Source organism: Streptosporangium sp. OZ121 (assembly GCF_051918885.1).
Classification (GTDB): domain Bacteria; phylum Actinomycetota; class Actinomycetes; order Streptosporangiales; family Streptosporangiaceae; genus Streptosporangium.
Genome location: NZ_JBPXMC010000032.1, coordinates 81873 through 97427, shown reverse-complemented (window position 1 = coordinate 97427; position 15555 = coordinate 81873). Strand labels below are relative to the sequence as shown.

Annotated in this window: 12 protein-coding genes and 1 pseudogene; 12 read left to right on the top strand and 1 reads right to left on the bottom strand. The window is 72.6% G+C overall.

The features are described from left to right. The 6 genes and pseudogenes from ACTOQ1_RS36585 to ACTOQ1_RS36560 form a co-directional block, all read left to right on the top strand. Nucleotides 1-346, top strand: a pseudogene (locus ACTOQ1_RS36585) (phospholipid carrier-dependent glycosyltransferase); the annotation flags it as partial. 110 nt (nucleotides 347-456) lie between these two features. Further along, on the top strand, nucleotides 457-1671 hold the full coding sequence (locus ACTOQ1_RS36580) for a hypothetical protein (RefSeq protein WP_440072554.1): 1215 nt from the start codon (nucleotides 457-459) through the stop codon (nucleotides 1669-1671). A 593-nt stretch (nucleotides 1672-2264) separates the two neighbouring features. Beyond that, nucleotides 2265-3287, top strand: a complete 1023-nt coding sequence (locus ACTOQ1_RS36575) for an AI-2E family transporter (protein WP_440072553.1) — start codon at nucleotides 2265-2267, stop codon at nucleotides 3285-3287. A 158-nt stretch (nucleotides 3288-3445) separates the two neighbouring features. After that, nucleotides 3446-4090 (top strand): hypothetical protein, encoded by a 645-nt coding sequence (locus ACTOQ1_RS36570; RefSeq protein WP_440072552.1) that lies wholly within the window; start codon nucleotides 3446-3448, stop codon nucleotides 4088-4090. Nucleotides 4091-4251: 161 nt separating this feature from the next. Continuing rightward, nucleotides 4252-5049, top strand: a complete 798-nt coding sequence (locus tag ACTOQ1_RS36565; RefSeq protein ID WP_440072551.1) for a MerR family transcriptional regulator — start codon at nucleotides 4252-4254, stop codon at nucleotides 5047-5049. Further along, entirely contained in the window at nucleotides 5049-5891 is an 843-nt protein-coding gene (locus ACTOQ1_RS36560) for a hypothetical protein (protein WP_440072550.1), read from the top strand. The genes ACTOQ1_RS36565 and ACTOQ1_RS36560 overlap by 1 nt, the downstream gene beginning before the upstream one ends. Before the next feature lie 66 nt (nucleotides 5892-5957). Here the strand turns inward: ACTOQ1_RS36560 and ACTOQ1_RS36555 are convergent, their stop codons facing one another. After that, nucleotides 5958-6773, bottom strand: coding sequence for an NAD(P)H-binding protein (locus ACTOQ1_RS36555; protein ID WP_440072549.1), 816 nt, complete (start codon nucleotides 6771-6773; stop codon nucleotides 5958-5960). 132 nt (nucleotides 6774-6905) lie between these two features. On the opposite strand from ACTOQ1_RS36555, the gene ACTOQ1_RS36550 reads away from it, so the two are divergent. The 6 genes from ACTOQ1_RS36550 to ACTOQ1_RS36525 all read left to right on the top strand — a co-directional run bounded on the left by ACTOQ1_RS36550 (nucleotide 6906) and on the right by ACTOQ1_RS36525 (nucleotide 15293). After that, the gene (locus tag ACTOQ1_RS36550) at nucleotides 6906-7796 is read left to right on the top strand and encodes an AraC family transcriptional regulator (RefSeq protein WP_440072548.1); all 891 of its coding nucleotides are present in this window, start codon (nucleotides 6906-6908) and stop codon (nucleotides 7794-7796) included. Between the two features lie 162 nt (nucleotides 7797-7958). After that, a complete protein-coding gene (locus ACTOQ1_RS36545; protein WP_440072547.1) occupies nucleotides 7959-8474 on the top strand; it encodes a hypothetical protein in 516 nt (171 codons plus the stop codon). Beyond that, nucleotides 8474-9880 carry a hypothetical protein gene (locus ACTOQ1_RS36540; protein WP_440072546.1) on the top strand — a complete coding sequence of 469 codons (1407 nt, stop codon included), beginning with the start codon at nucleotides 8474-8476 and terminating at the stop codon, nucleotides 9878-9880. Before ACTOQ1_RS36545 ends, ACTOQ1_RS36540 begins: the two co-directional genes overlap by 1 nt. Further along, entirely contained in the window at nucleotides 9877-11316 is a 1440-nt protein-coding gene (locus ACTOQ1_RS36535; protein WP_440072545.1) for a vWA domain-containing protein, read from the top strand. The genes ACTOQ1_RS36540 and ACTOQ1_RS36535 overlap by 4 nt, the downstream gene beginning before the upstream one ends. A gap of 9 nt (nucleotides 11317-11325) precedes the next feature. Further along, the gene (locus tag ACTOQ1_RS36530; protein ID WP_362846326.1) at nucleotides 11326-12441 is read left to right on the top strand and encodes an ATP-binding protein; all 1116 of its coding nucleotides are present in this window, start codon (nucleotides 11326-11328) and stop codon (nucleotides 12439-12441) included. Between the two features lie 8 nt (nucleotides 12442-12449). Beyond that, nucleotides 12450-15293: a DUF5682 family protein gene (locus ACTOQ1_RS36525; protein ID WP_440072544.1), complete on the top strand. Its 2844-nt coding sequence runs from the start codon at nucleotides 12450-12452 to the stop codon at nucleotides 15291-15293. The last annotated feature ends 262 nt before the right edge of the window (nucleotides 15294-15555 follow it).

The following is a 15555-nucleotide window of genomic DNA, read 5'->3' as shown; positions in this document are numbered from 1 at the left end:
GTACGTCGCCACCCGCGACTGGCGCGCCGGGACCGTGCTCCTCGGCTACGCCGCCGGCTGGCTCCCCTGGTTCTACTGGGCGATCGCCGACAACCGGACCATGTTCCTGTTCTACGCGATCCCCATGGTCCCCTTCATGATCCTGGCGATCGTGCTCGCGGCCGGGCTGATCATCGGCCCGGCGAGCGCCCCGCAGGGACGCCGGATCGTCGGCGCCGCGGTCGTGGGAGCCTTCGCCCTGCTCGCGCTCGTCAACTTCTGGTGGCTCTACCCGGTGCTCACCGCCGAGATCGTCCCGTACGCCGAGTGGAGTTCACGAATGCTTTTCAAGAAGGGCTGGATCTGAGCGTCCGCATATGAGCCACTTAGAAGACATTTCTTAGGGTAGGCACCGTGCAGGATCCATTACGTCACGTCCATCGTCAGAGCAGGCCCGCATACGGCAGACTTCGAAGCATGCCTGCACCGGACGTGGCCGCCCTCCTGTCGGAGCTGGAGCGTTCCGAGCCAGCCTCCGCCGAGCACGCCCGTAGCGCGATCGACTGGCTGACCGGCGGCGAGCCACTGGAAACGATCACCGAGCTCAACGTGTGCGAGTTCCTCTGGTACACCCTGCCCTCCAAGGTCACCGGAGACCGCCCGGCGATCGCCCGCGCGCTGGGCCGGTTGCTGCGGCTGGGCGGCCTCGAGCGCTACGCCGCCCTGTGCTCGTCGGCCACGACGACCCAGATCCTGCGCACCTACGCCCGGCTGGGCGAGGACGCGGGAATGGCCGCGTACCAGACCGCCCTGGACGCGACGGGCGTGCTCCCGCCCGACGTCCCCGAGCTGCGGTGGAGCTCGATCATGGGCCCCGAGGAGCTGGGCGCGCACGGCGCCTGCTCGGCCGCGCTGGAGCTGGCCATCGTCTCCGGTGAGCTCGTCCCCGGCCCCGAGGAGCGGCGGAAGCTCACCAGCCACTGGCTCACCACGCCCCGTCCCGAGCTGGGCGGCGACAACTGGCTGCACCGGGTCCAGGGCGAGCGGCTCAACCGCTGGGTCCTCGGCCGGGGCACCGCCTGGCGCGAGCTCGCCCAGCCCTTCGAGGTGCGGCTGCACGCGCCCATCCCCGCGCCGGACGAGGACCACCTGGGAGCGCTGCGCTGGCTGCTGACCGTGGGCCGCCGCCCCGGAGGCGTCCCGCTGACCCAGCGGCACAATCTCGCCCGTTCCGTGCTCGCCGAGAGCACCTGGAGCGGCGCGGAGCTGGCGGCCGTCCGCGAGGTGGCCCAGGACCAGATGGGCGCGCTGCGCCAGACCGGCAGGCGCCTGGTGACCACCCCGGCCGGCGAGCGCCTGCTCGCCGACGCCGACCTGCTCTGGGAGACCGCGGCCGCCGCCCTGCTCGCCCCCGCGTCGGGGGAGAACGGCTTCCGCGCCTCGGCCAGGGAGGTGGCGCTGATGCTGCTCGCCGACGGCGCCCCCGCCGACCGCGACCACGTCACCGCCGTGATCGACTGCGCGGAGTGGCAGACCGTGGAGGTCGACGCCTCGCTCACCGAGCTGGGCAGGCGCCTGGACGCCTTCGGCCTCCGTGTCGACGGCCGCCTCACCCCGGCGGGCCGCTCCGCCGCCCTGGCCGCCCTGCGCAGCCACGCCCTGCGGCCCCGCCAGTACGTCAACATGCCCTGACGGCACCATCCGTCACTCCTTCCGCCCCTCCCGCCCCCCGGTGCTTCGAACCGTGCGGTGACCAGGGAAAAGTAGGGTGACGGAAGCCGACTATCTCTCTCTGGAAAGGGCAGTGGCCGCTGGTGCCCGAGCCCATCTCCGCTGACCGCGCCACAGCGGCGGCAGCGTCCCCGCCCGCCCCCGGCGTTCCGCCCGCGGAGGCGTCCGCACCGACCTCATCGACCTCATCGACCTCACCGGTCTCACCGACCTCACCGGCCGGAACCGCAGAGCCCCTCACCTCAGCCGGACCGGCCGCGCCCGCCCCGTCGACCGGACCGGCCGGGTCAGACGCCTCGGCCGCATCGGCCGGGTCCGCCACCTCGACCGCACCGGCCGCCGAGCCCGCGGCCCCCGCGGCGCCCGAGCCGATCCTGACCTCCGCGGGCCCCCTGGTCCTGCCGCCCACCCCGCCCGCGGACCCCGGCGGCCCCGCGAGCGGGGCCGTACCCGCGAGCGGGGCCACCGCGTCCTCCGGCGCGGCCCCGCCCTCGGGTGTGACTCCGCCCTCGGCTGTGGCGCCGAACCTTCCGTTCGGCCGTCCAGGACGCTCGATGAGCAACAACCCCTTCGTGTTCGGCTTCACCGCCGCTCTGGGCGTGCTCACCGCCTGGTGGCTGGTGCAGGCCGTCGCGAGCGCGAGCTCGGTGCTGATCCTCATCGTCGTCTCGCTCTTCCTGGCCATCGGCCTGAACCCGGCCGTCGAGTTCCTCCAGCGGCGCAACGTCCCGCGCGCGATCGCCATCACCATCGTCTTCCTGGGCGTCATCCTCGTCTTCGTCGTCTTCGGCCTGGCCGTGGTCCCCCCGCTGACCACGCAGTCCTCCCAGTTCGTCGACCAGCTCCCGCAGTACGTCCAGGAGCTGCAGAACAACCCGGTGATCCGCGACCTGGACCAGCGCTTCCAGCTGCTGGAGAAGCTCCAGACGTACGTGACGAGCGGCGACTTCGGCACCCAGATGTTCGGCGGCGTGCTCGGCATCGGGACGGTCCTCATCGGGGCGGTCTTCAACTCGCTGACGGTGCTGGTGCTGACCCTCTACTTCCTGGGCTCGCTGAAGTCGCTCAAGCGGATGGCCTACCGCCTCGTCCCCCGGACCCGCCGGACCCGCGCGACCCTGCTCGGCGACCAGATCATCGACAGCATCGGCGGCTACGTCGCCGGGAACCTGATCATCTCGCTCATCGCCGGCGTGACGACCTTCATCTTCCTGAGCATCATGCAGGTCCCGTACGCCCTGGCGCTCGCCCTGATCGTGGCGCTCACCGACCTCATCCCCCTGGTCGGCGCCTTCATCGGCGCGGGGGTCGCCTCCCTGGTGGGGTTCTTCGTCTCCCCGACCGTCGGCATCGTCTGCCTCGTCTTCTTCACGATCTACCAGCAGATCGAGAACTACTGGATCGCCCCGGCCGTGATGAAAAGCTCGGTCGACGTGCCGCCGCTCGCCACGATCGTCGGCGCCCTGCTGGGTGGCGCGCTGCTCGGCGTGGTGGGCGCGCTGCTGGGCATCCCGATGGCCGCGGCCATCCTGCTCATCCTGCGGGAGGTGGTCCTGCCCCGGCAGGAACGCGCCTGACCGGCGCGAGACAGGAGATCGTGCCGGGCTTCTCGGCACACCCATACGTACATAACGACACAAAAAGATTTTTTCGCCGCTTCGCCGCAAAAGTACAGAGATCGCTACAACATGCGGTAAAAGATCACTTGTACTTACTGCCTCCCCTTGGGGTACACGTGAAGAAGCATCTCCGACTCCTCGCGGCCCAGCTGCTCGCTGCGGTCCTCGTCCTTACCGCCTTCTCGGGCCCGGCCGGCGCGGCCACCTCCGACGCCGACCCCCAGCTCGCCGCCGAGTGGCAGGCCGCCTGGGACACCCACAAGTTCTACGAGAACATTCCCCCCCTCCCGGAATCGGGGCGGAGCCGGGCGCAGGAGAGCATCTCCATCACGATCGACGCCCCCGTCAGCCGCGTGTTCCCGGCGTACTCGAACATCAACAACCACCTCGGCATGCACTCGTTCCTGAAGCGGGTCGTCACCCACAAGGACTGCTTCCGGAACGGTGAGCGCCACGTCAACTTCACCGCGGTCGAGGAGATCCCCTACGAGGGCTCGATCGTCGTCAGCAACACGCACGCGCAGCAGCGCATCGACTACGCGACCCTCTCCTACGAGACCGACACCTGGTCGCTGCCCGGCGTCGTCACGCACCAGAAGATCGTCTTCAAGAAGCTGTCCTCCGGGAAGACCCAGGTCACCGAGTACCTCACCTTCGACGCGGACACCGCGCTGATCGACTTCGTCGTCGCGGGCGGCGTCTCCTCCCACCAGGCGACGCAGGCGGGCCTGAAGCAGGCCATCGAGAACGGCGACATCTGACCCACTCCCGGTCGGGGCCCGCTCTCCACGCGCGCCCCGACCGGCCCTCATCCCTTTCCCCCGGGACCTCACAGGGGACGTGATGCGACCGGCCGAGCATCCACTTGAGCATCAACCGCCGGGTTTGACCTTGCCGTAGCGTCAACGTTTCTAATGAGGGCATGCGGATCGGCGAGCTCGCCGCGCTGGTCGGGGTGTCCGCCCGGACCGTGCGCCACTACCACCACCTGGACCTCCTCCCCGAGCCCGTGCGCCTGGCCAACGGCTACCGGGAGTACGGGCTGCGCGACGCGGTCGTCCTGGCCCGGGTGCGACGGCTGGCCGAACTCGGCCTGTCGCTGGACGAGATCCGCGACGTGCTCGCCGACGACCGGGGCAAGGAACTGCGCGAGGTGCTCCAGGAGCTGGACGCGGACCTGGCCAGGCAGCAGGAGGCGATCGGCGCCAGGCGGGACCGGCTGGCCGCGCTGCTGGCGGAGGCGGACCCGCACCCCGACTCGATGGTCTCCCCCGACATGGCCGCGGTGCTCCGCGACCTTCCCGCCACGGGTTCGAGGTTCGCCGAGATCGACCGCGAGCTGCTCGCGCTGGTGGACACCGTGGCCGACCCGTCCGGCCGGGCGCAGCTGCTCGACCTGATGCGCCCGCTCACCGAGCCCGACGCGCTCGCGCGGGGACACGACCTCTACCGGCGGCTGGACGAGCTCGCGGACGCGGATCCCGGCGATCCCCGCGTCGCCGCGCTCGCCGCCGACCTCGTCGCCCACATCCCCGCCGAGATGGCCTCGGTGATGGTCGCGAACCTGGATCCGGCCCCCGGCCCCTCGCGCCCGCCCGGTTCCGGCCCGGCGGAGAGGCCGGACGGCGGGCGGTGGCTGGAGACGATGTACGCCGAGGTGTCCCCCGCCCAGGCCGAGGTGTTCCAGCTGGTCATGACGACACTCAAGGAGAGAACCTGATGCTTGGGGCCGCCCGTGCCGCGCTGTTCGCCGTCATCCCCATGGAGCTGCTGCTCGTGGTCCTGCTCGTGTCGGGGGTGCCGCTGCCCGGCCCGGTGATCGTGGTGGCGGAGCTGGCCGTCGCGTCGGTGCTCGTCCTGGAGGCGGTGACCGCGTACCGGCTGTTCAGGGCCGAGCGCCGGGGCGGCGCCGACCGGCGGGCGGCGCTCGTGGCGACCTTCCACCTCCTGGTTCCCGTGCAGGTGCGCAGGCTCGTGGGATTCGAGCTGAAGGGCCTGGTGAGCATCGCCCTGTGGATCGCGCGCCGCCGCGACGGCGTGCCGCCCGGCGCCGTCGCCGCGCCGTACTCGCGGGAGCAGTCGTCGATCCTGCTGGTGCTGCTGTTCGTGATGGTCGTGGAGACGGTGGGGATCGATCTGCTGCTGAAGGCGCTCGACGTGCCGTACGGGGTGCGCCTCGCCGTGCTGGTGGCCGACCTCTACGGGATCGTGTACGTGTTCATGGTCGGCGCGGCCGGCGTCACCCGGCCCCACGTCGTGACTCCCGGGGAACTGCGCATCCGCTCCGGTGTGTACTTCGACCTGCGCGTCCCCCGCGATCTGATCTCCTCGGTACGGCTGTCGCGCGCCTACGACGAGAGCGGCATGATCACCCTGACGGGCTCGCGGCTCAGCGTGGTGGTGTCCTCCCAGACCAACGTGGTCGTCGAGCTGACCGAGCCGGTCACCGTGGTCCGCCCCCTCGGCGGCCGCGCCGAGGCCACCACGATCCGTCTCTTCACCGACACCCCCGACGCCCTGCTCGACGCCCTGCGGTCCTCCCCGCGCCACAGCGCACCCTGACGCCCCGGAACCGCCGGCGCCCGTGGCCGGACCCGGCCGGAGCTCACGACCGGGTCCGGCCGGGTGTCACGACCAGGCGCCGGTGGCGGCGATCCGGGCCGCGTAGTCCTCGAACGCGACCGGGGGGCGGCCGAGCACCCGCTGGACCCCGTCGGCGGGCTCGGCGGTGTGACCGGCGCGGTGCAGGGCGAACAGGGCGTTCAGCGCACTGACCGCCGCCTCCGGGTACCCCTGGGCGAGCAGCTCGGCCCGGTAGGCCTCCGGGGTCAGCTCGACGTACTCGATGGACCGGCCCGCGGCCCGCGCGATGACCTCGACGGCCGCGCCGAAGGTCAGCCCGCGCGGCCCCGACAGGTCGTACGTCCGCCCCGCGTGCCCGTCTCCCGTCAGCGCCGCCACGGCGACCGCGGCGACGTCGTCGACGTCGACGAACGGCTCGGGCACGTCGCCGATCGGCAACGCCAGCCGCCCGGCCCGCAGCGGCGCGTGCCACAGGTCCTCGTCGAAGTTCTGGTTGAAGTTGTTCGGCCGCAGGATCGTCCACTCCGCCCCCGAGTCGCGCACTGCCCGCTCCGCGGCGGCCATGCCCTGCCCGAAGTCCTCGCCGACCAGGTCCATGCCCCGGCCGGACAGCACCACGAAGCGCCTGACGTCCGCGGCCCGCTTGACGAAGTCGTGGACCGGGGCGGGGTCGTCTGGCGCCACCAGATATACCGCTTCGGCGCCTCGCAGCGCGTTCTCCCAGGTGGCGGGCTCCGACCAGTCGAACCGCACCTCGCTGGAACGGGACGCGGGCCGTACCCGCTCTCCCTCCGCGCGCAGCCGCCGCACCACCCTGCGACCGGTCTTGCCCGTCGCGCCCAGAATCAGGATCTCTCTCATGTCACAGAGCCAACCGCGCGGGGAGCCGGCCGCCCATGGCCGGGCGTACGCCGCACCTGTCCGATCGTCCCGCTGTCGCGGTACCCCGGACGTACGCCGCGCCTGCCCGATCATCCGGTTATCGTGAGCGGCATGGACCCGTACGACGACCTGTTGCGGGGGATACGCGGCGAGGGGGCCGTCTTCGGCGCGTCGGTGCTGTCGCCGCCGTGGGCGCTCAGGTTCGCCGACGGTCCCTCACTGACGCTCGTCGCCCCCCTGCGCGGCGAGGGATGGATCGTCCAGGGGGACGACGCCCGGCGGGTAGGGCTGGGCGAGGCGGCGATCGTGCGCGGGCCGGAGCCCTTCGTGTTCGCGGACACCGCCACACCGCGTCCGGCGCGGGACGTCCGCTGTGACGGCGCCGTCGCCGGCGACCTGACCGGTCACACCATCCTGCTGGCCGGGTCGTACCGGGTCAACGGCGAGGTCGCCCGCCGCCTGGTCCGGGTGCTGCCCCCCGTGCTCGTCGTACCGGACGACCACGACTGCGTCACCATGGCCCCCTACCTCGAGGCGCAGCTCCTCTCCGGCCGCCCGGGGCACCAGATCGTGCTGGACCGGCTGCTCGACTGGCTGCTGGTGTGCACGCTGCGCGACTGGTTCGACCGGCCGGAGGCGGTCAGTCCCGGCTGGTACGCCGCCCTGAGCGACGACGTGGCCGGACCGGCCCTGCGCGCCATCCACGACGACCCGTCCAGGCCGTGGACGCTCGCCTCCCTCGCGACCGCCGCGAGCGTCTCGCGCACCACTCTGGCCAGGCGGTTCACCGAGCTCGTGGGCGAGCCGCCGATGACGTACCTGACGGAGTGGCGGATGGCGCTCGCCGCCGACATGCTGGCCGAGCCCGCCGCGACGGTCGCCACGGTGGCGCGCAGGGTGGGCTACTCCGACGCGTTCGGCTTCAGCTCGGCGTTCAAACGCGTCCTGGGCGTGAGCCCGAGCGCCTACCGCGACGGCGCCGACACCGGCGACACCGGCTGAGCAGCGCCCTGGCCGCCTGAGCGACACCCCCCGGGGGAAACGGCCGTCCCCGCCCCGCGAACGCTCGGGCCCGGCGCGTCCGATGACCGCTTCGCCGCCCGCGCGGGTCGGTTCCCGCCTTCGCGGTGTTTCTGTCGGTGTGCGGCGCTAGGTTCCCGATTCATGATCGACCGTTCAGCGGCCGGCAGGGCCGCATGGGAGCAGTGCAGCAGGGTGCGGGTGGTGCCACCCGTCCAGCCCCGCAAGCTGGCGAAGGTCCCCTTCGTCGAGCTGGCGGACGGACGGCTGCAGGGTGTCGTGTCGAGCGGCTCGGACATCAGCCGCGTCTACGTCTCCTCCATCGCCGCGGGCACCCACGCCTACAACTGCAGTACCAACAACAACCGCCCGTGCGGCGGCCTGTACGGCTCGCCGTGCAAGCATCTGCGGGCCCTCGCCACCGAGGCCGTCCTGCAGTACGGCGCCGACCGGGTGGCCCGCTACCTGCGGGCGGAGGTCTCCGAGGGAGCCGAGCTGATCGACTGCCTGCGGGGCGGCCACGAGCCCGCCCCGGCGGCCATGGTGTTCAGCCGCTTCCTTCGCCATCTGGCCTACCTGGAGCTGCCCGACACCACCGCGCCGATCCCCGAGCTCCACTGGTTCCCGGCCACGTCCCCGACCACGGGGGTGGTGCGCTGATGCTCCCCGTGCAGCTGACCGAGCTGCTCGACGGCGACCCGGCGGGCCTCGGGGAGGCACTGGACCTGGTGACCGGCCTCGACGAGGCCCTGGTGCACGGGCTGGCCCGGCTCGCCGAGGAACGCGCCGCCGCGCTGACCGCGCTCGCCGACGCCTTCGCGCTCACCCCGCTGGGCGAGGGGCTCGCGGAGGCCACGGCCAAGATCACCGCAGGCTCGATCACCGAGGAGTCGCTGACGACGCTGGCCGGCGGCCGGGCCGCGCTGCTCGGCGCCGTGCACGACGCCCTGCTCGCCGACCTGGACGGGGCGCTGGGGCGCGAACGCGGCACGTGGCAGGCCGCGCCCGACGCCGGGACGGACTCCGGAAACCTGCTCGGCGCCGCCCGGTCCTGGCTGTGCGAGCTGGCCATCACCGGCTGGCGCGGTGTCGACCACGGTCTCGTCTCCGCCGCCGACCAGGTCATCGAGGCGCTGCTGGCCGTGCCGGGGCAGCGCAGGCCGGCGGTGCTGCTCGACGGCCTCGCGGCCGAGCTGCGCGCCTCCAGCCCGGTCGGCACGATGGAGCGGCTGCCGGTACGGCGCTGGGCCGACCTGTGGACCCGGGCCCTCCTCCTGACCGGCACGGGCGGCCGGACCGGCGAGTCCGCTCCGGCCGGCCGTCCGCAGGAACTGTCGGGACGGCTGCTGATCCTCGGCGTCGACGTGCACGAGCACTCCACCGCCGTCCAGGCGCAGGTGCACGGGGTGCTGGAACCCGCCGGCGGCGGGCAGGCCCGGCTGGTGCGCGCCACCGTCGCCGCCGCCAAGGTGGACACCATCGTCGGCCCCGCCGTGTGGAAGCTGCTGCACCGCCACCCCCTGCTGCTGGGCGCGCTGGCCGGACGGCGCAGCCTGGAGATCACCGACATGCCGGTGCTGGCAGGCGGCGACCTGCTGTGGGACGACGGCCGGGCGCGGGCCGGAGAACCGGCCGACCCCTTCGCCGTGGCCAGGCTCCGGCTCGCCGGCGTGCTCGCGCCCGCCGTACCGCCCCTCGACCGCCATCCGGTGCGCATCGCCGAGCCCGTGCTGGTGGAGGGCTACAAGGTCACCGCGGACGGCTCGTTCGACCTGGGCGGCGCCGTGCTCGCCGTCGACACCGGCCTGCTGCCCGCCTGCGGACCGCTCACCCCGAAGCTGGTGGCGGGCTCCTCGGCGTGCATCGGGCTGGTCCGCTGGGACGACGGCCGCTGGCTGCTGCAGCCGCTGGCCGTCCAGACCAAGGTCAAGCGCGAGACGCTCGACGTGCACACCGGCGACTGGGCGCTGGGACCCACCGACCCCAAGGCGGTGAAGGCCGAGGCCAGGACCGGAGACGCGGTCGCCATCCTGCGCGAGCGGGCCGGACGGTTGCTGCGACGATGAGCGAGAACAGCCACGACACCGTGACGAGTGCCGAGCAGAACCGCCGCCAGGTTCTCTACTGGCGGCTGCTCGCCCGCCTCTTCGACAACGACGAGCAGCCCGCGCTGGAGACCGCGAGCGCGGCCGTCCTCGACGACCTCGGCCTGCCGGGGGCGTTGCTCGACCCCTCGGTGTCGGTCGACACCCTGGTGCAGCGCTTCCCCGAGCTGGCCGCCGACTTCCAGACCCTGATGACACCGCCGGAGCACGCGACCGGCGAATCCGATACGTCCGGCGCGGAGGTGCGCAGGGCGGCCCTGGTGTCGAAACTGCTGCTCAACGTCTTCGCCACCGGGACGGGAGAGGTCACCGCCACCCGGCTCGCGGCCTGGCAGCAGGACGCGGGCTGGTTCAGGCAGGCCCTGGGCTGTGCGCGCGACGGCGGGACCGGCCCGGAAGGCGGCCCCGGGAACGGTCACGGAAACGACCCTGGAACCGGGAACGGGAACGGGAACGGCCATGCGGCGGGCGGCGAGAGCGGCCGTGGCGGCGGCACCGAGAGTGACCGCGAGCTGGCCGCGGTGCTGGCCGGCCTGGAGGCCGACCTGGTCAGCCGCATGCGGTTGCGTGAGGTGCTGGCCGACCCGGTGCTGGCCAGGCGGCTCACGCCGAGCATGTCGCTCGTCGAGCAGCTGCTGCGCGACAAGTCCAACCTCTCGGGGGTGGCGCTGGCCAACGCCAAGGCGCTGATCCGCAGGTTCGTCGACGAGGTCGCCGAGGTGCTCCGCACGCAGGTCGAGAAGGCCGGCGCGGGCGTCATCGACCGGTCGGTGCCGCCCAAGCGGGTCTTCCGCAACCTCGACGTCGAGCGCACGATCTGGAAGAACCTCGTCAACTGGAATCCCGAGGACCAGCGGCTCTACGTCGACCGGCTGTACTACCGGCGCACCGCCAGGCGCACCACCCCCGCCCGGATGATCGTGGTCGTCGACCAGTCGGGCTCGATGGTCGACGCGATGGTCAACTGCACCATCCTGGCGTCGATCTTCGCCGGGCTGCCCAAGGTGGACGTGCACCTGATCGCCTACGACACCCGCGCGCTCGACCTCACCCCGTGGGTGCACGACCCGTTCGAGGTGCTGCTGCGAACCCAGCTCGGCGGCGGCACCGACGGCACGGCCGCCCTGACCCTGGCCCAGCCGAAGGTCGCCGACCCGCGCAACACCGTGGTCGTGTGGATCTCGGACTTCTACGAATGGCGGTCCGAGGCCGTCTTCGCCGGCATGGAGGCACTGCACCGCTCCGGTGTCCGGCTCATCCCGGTGGGCTCGGTGAACAGCGGCGGCCAGCAGAGCGTCAACCCGTGGTTCCGGCAGAAGCTCAAGGACCAGGGCACGCCGGTGATCTCCGGCCACATCCGCAAGCTCGTACTCGAACTGAAGAACTTCCTCGCTTAGGAGACCCCGATGACCAACGAGATGTTGCGCGCCCCCGCCGAGGTGAAGTACGCCGAGGAGCTCGACTGGCTGGAGTCGGTCGACGACGGCCCCAAGCCGTTCTCCTGGCGGCTCAGCCCCCGGATGGTACGGCTGTTCGTGCTCGGCTCCGAACGTTCCGACGGGCTGGAGCGGGAGATCCCGCAGAAGTGGTTCGGTGACCGCAGTTTCGTCGAGCGCAGCATCGTGACGCTCGCCTCCGACCGCGGCCTGCTCCTGATCGGCGACCCCGGGACCGGCAAGAGCTGGCTGGCCGAACTGCTCTCCGCGGCGATCTGCCGCAACTCCACCCTGGGCGTCCAGGGCACGGCCGGGACGACCGAGGACCACATCAAGTACTCGTGGAACGTCTCCATGGTGATCGCCAAGGGCCAGTCCCGCGAGTCGATGATCCCCTCACCGATCATGACGGCGATGGAGCAGGGCGTGATCGGGCGCTTCGAGGAGCTGACCCGCTCGACCAGCGACGTGCAGGACGCCCTGATCTCGATCCTGTCCGAGAAGTACATGTCCATCCCCGAGCTCGACACCGACAACATCGTGTTCGCCCGGCCCGGGTTCTCCATCATCGCCACGGCCAACAGCCGCGACCGGGGGGTGAACGACCTGTCCTCGGCGCTGAAGCGCCGGTTCAACTTCGTCAGGATCCCGGTCGTGACGAGCAAGGCCAGCGAGGCGGAGATCGTCCGTTTCCGCACCGAGGAGCTGCTGCGCCGCCACCGGATCGAGCTGGACCTGCCGCCCACGCTGCTGGACATCCTGCTGCAGAGCTTCGCCGACCTGCGCGCCGCGGCGGCCTCGGCCGGCAGCGAGGACGAGAAGCTGGAGTCGGCGCTGTCCACCGCCGAGCAGATCGGCGTGCTGGAGGACGCCATCCTGCACAGCAACTTCTTCGGCGACCGCACCCTGCGCGCCCAGACGCTGGCCGGCGCCCTGGTGGGCTCGCTGGCCAGGCGCGCCCCCGAGGACCTGGCCATCCTGAACAAGTACTGGCACGGGGTCGTCGAGCCGCGCAGCCAGCGGGAGGGCGGGGAGTGGACGGCCTTCCTCGAAGGCGGCCGCCAGGCCATCTCCACCCTGTCATGAACGCTGATATGAGCGCTGACACGAGCACTGCCACGAGCACTGGGGTGAGCACTGCAACGAGCGCCTTCACCGCTCTGCGCGAGCAGCTCCTCGGCGCCGCCACCGCGTTCGCCGGCGGCCCGGACGCGCTGTCCGGGATCCTGACGGGCCTGGTCGACGACGTCGACCGGGCGCTGGGCGAGGAGCTCGAGATCTTCCCGGTGTGCCACCACTCGCCGGCCTCCGCGCTGGCCATGACGCGGCGGCTGCGCGAGAAGCAACCCAAGGTGATCTACCTGGAGCTGTGCGAGGACCTGCGGCCGCTGCTGGAGGAGCTGCGCAACTGCCGGTTGCCGGTGGCGCTGCAGGCGTTCGCCACCGAGCTCGAGGGTTTCCCGCCCGGCTCCGGCCCGCTCAGCGTGGTGGCGCCGGTCACCGAGGCGTCGGCGGAGTACCAGGCCATCGCCTACGCGCTGGAGACGCCGGACGTCGAGCTGGTGCTGGTCGACCGCTCGTCGGACCACGTCTTCCAGTGGCTGCCCCGGGAACCGGCCGAACCAGCCGGACCGGCCGCCCCCGGCCGTACCGGTGAAGGCACCGGCGAGGGCGCCGGTGACCTGCACGGCGACGCCGTGGGCGTGGAGGTGGGCGACCTGCGCCCGCGCTTCGCCGAGCTGGAGGAGCACCTGCTGCGCCACGGCAAGGTCCGGCACTGGTCGGAGTGGTGGGACCAGTACGTCGAGCAGCCGCTGACCGGCGCGGACCACGACACCTACCGGCAGGCCATGGCACTGGTCGGCAGCCTGTTCCGGCGGCTGGGCCCCGGGGGCGACCGGCTGGCCGACGACGAGGAGCGCGAGCGCTACATGTGGACCCGGATCCACGAACACCTCGCCTCCTCCGGCGCCGACCCCGCGCACTGCCTGTACGTGTGCGGCGCCTTCCACGCGGTCAGCACGGTGCCCGAGTTCGGGCTGGCGTCCGGCGTGCGGGACTACGTCGTCACCCCCCGCACGGCCACCCGCTGGCTGTACGGGCTCATCCCCTCCAGCCACTCGGCCATCGAGGCCCAGTTCGGCCTGGCCCAGGGATCGGTGTCGATCGCCGCGGCGACCTGGGCCAAGGCCACGACGCGCGGCGGCGTCACCCCGTACCGGCTGGGAGGGCAGCAGGGCACGCGCTCGCGCGCGAAGACCGCACGGGCCGCGCGGGCCGTGGAACCGGTCCCGCCGGGGCCGGTGACCGACCGGCTGTCGGGATTCCTCGCCACCCCGCCCGCGCTGGACGGCCTGGACGAGGCCGAGCTGCGCGGATGGTGCGTCGACATCGTGCGACTGGCCCGCCGCAACGGCTACCTGGCCAGTACGGCCGACGCCATCGCCGTTTTCGAGACCTCGATCCTGCTCGCGGGGTTGCGCAACCGGGCCAGGCCGACGCCGTACGACTTCCAGGACGCCGCCGTCACGTGCATCGAGAAGGACGTGGTGCCGGGCCGCCGCGACGTCCGCCGCCTGTGCGAGATCCTGCTGGGCGGCGACCGGATCGGCCAGGTCGGCTACCACGCTCTCCCGCCGCTGGCCCGCGACGTGTACGACCGGCTGGAACCGCTCGGGCTGGACCTGAGCAGGCGCACCCTGCAGCGGGCGCTGCTCGACCTCACCGTCGACCCCGAGCTGGTGCCGTGCTCGGATCTGCTGTGGAAACTGCGCTACCTGCTGCCCGAGGACGCGGTCCGGCCCATCATGGGGACGCGCCGCCTGGGTGAGCGGCCGATCCAGGAGAGCTGGGACATCGCGATCGGCCGCCACCAGCGGTCGATCATCGAGCTGGGCTACGAGGGCGTCACCGTCGAGCAGGTGCTGGAACAGCGGCTGCGCCGCAAGGTGTGGGAGCCGCGGGCCACCGCGGGGACCGCCCTGGCCGCCGTGGAGGACGCCATCCTCTACCTGGGCGGCCGCCGCCTCACCGACGAGCTCGGCGACCGCGCGGTGGAACTGCTCGCCGCCGAACGCACCGTGGACGACGCTCCCGAGGTGCTGCACCGGATCCGCAGGTTGCTGGCCCACTACCGGGCCACCCAGCCGGACCTGCCGGCCTGGTGCGAGGCGTTCGTCACGGCCGGCTACGCGCACTACTGCACGCTGCTGCCGACCGCCTTCGTGGACGAGGACACCGGTGTCCGCCAAGTCGGCGCCACGCTGGGCTTCCTGTTCGGCATGGAGAGCCTCGCGCTGTCGCTGGGTTGTGACCGGACCCAGCTGGAGCTGGCGGTGCGGCAGTCGCACCCGGAGGCCCCCGCCAAGGTGGCGCTGCTGTGGGCGGCCAGAACCCAGCTGGGCCTGCTCTCGCAGGCCGAGCTGCGCGCCCGGTGTGACGAGCTGCTGGCCAACCCGCTCGTCATCCCCTCCTTCCCGCTCTACCTGAGCGGGTTCGTCCAGGCGCTGGAGCCGGTTCCGGCCCTCGCGCCGTTCGTGGTCGAGGTGCTGTCCAAGGCGTTCGCCCGGCTGCCCGACCCGGTCCTGCTGCCGTGGCTGCCGACGCTGATCACGACGCTGCGGCGGCACGCGCTGGAGCTGGTGCCCGTGCTCGTCCGCGAGGCGGGCCGGACCTTCCCCGGCGGGCTGGCCGAGCTCGACGCGTGGGTCCCGCCGTGGGAGAGAGCGGCGCCCGCGACCACGAAGACGGTCCGGCGCGCGCCGGGCGGGCCGGTGGCCTCCCTGCTGGCCGGACATCCGGGGGCGTGCGACGCCGTGGCCACGCTGCTCGGCCACCCGGTGGAGTGGCCGGCGCCCGCCGGCGGCACGGCGGCGGGCGAGCTGCTCGCCCGCCACCCTGCGACGACCGGCGCGGTCGCGGCGCTGCTCGCCGGCTGAGGGAACGGGCGCCGACGCGGTCGCGGTGCGGTTCGCCGGCTGAGGGAACGGGCGCCGGCGCGGTCGCGGTGCGGTTCGCCGGCCGGGGCGGCGCGGGCGCCGATGCGGTCGCGGTGCTGCTCGCCGGCCGAGCGGCGCGGTCGCGGTGCTGCTCGCCCGCTGCCGAGCGGCGCGGGCGCCGTCGCGAAACGGTGAGGTCCCGTCCGATCGACATGATCGGGCGGGATCTCGCCGTTCCCGGATCTCGCCACCGGTGTCCCCG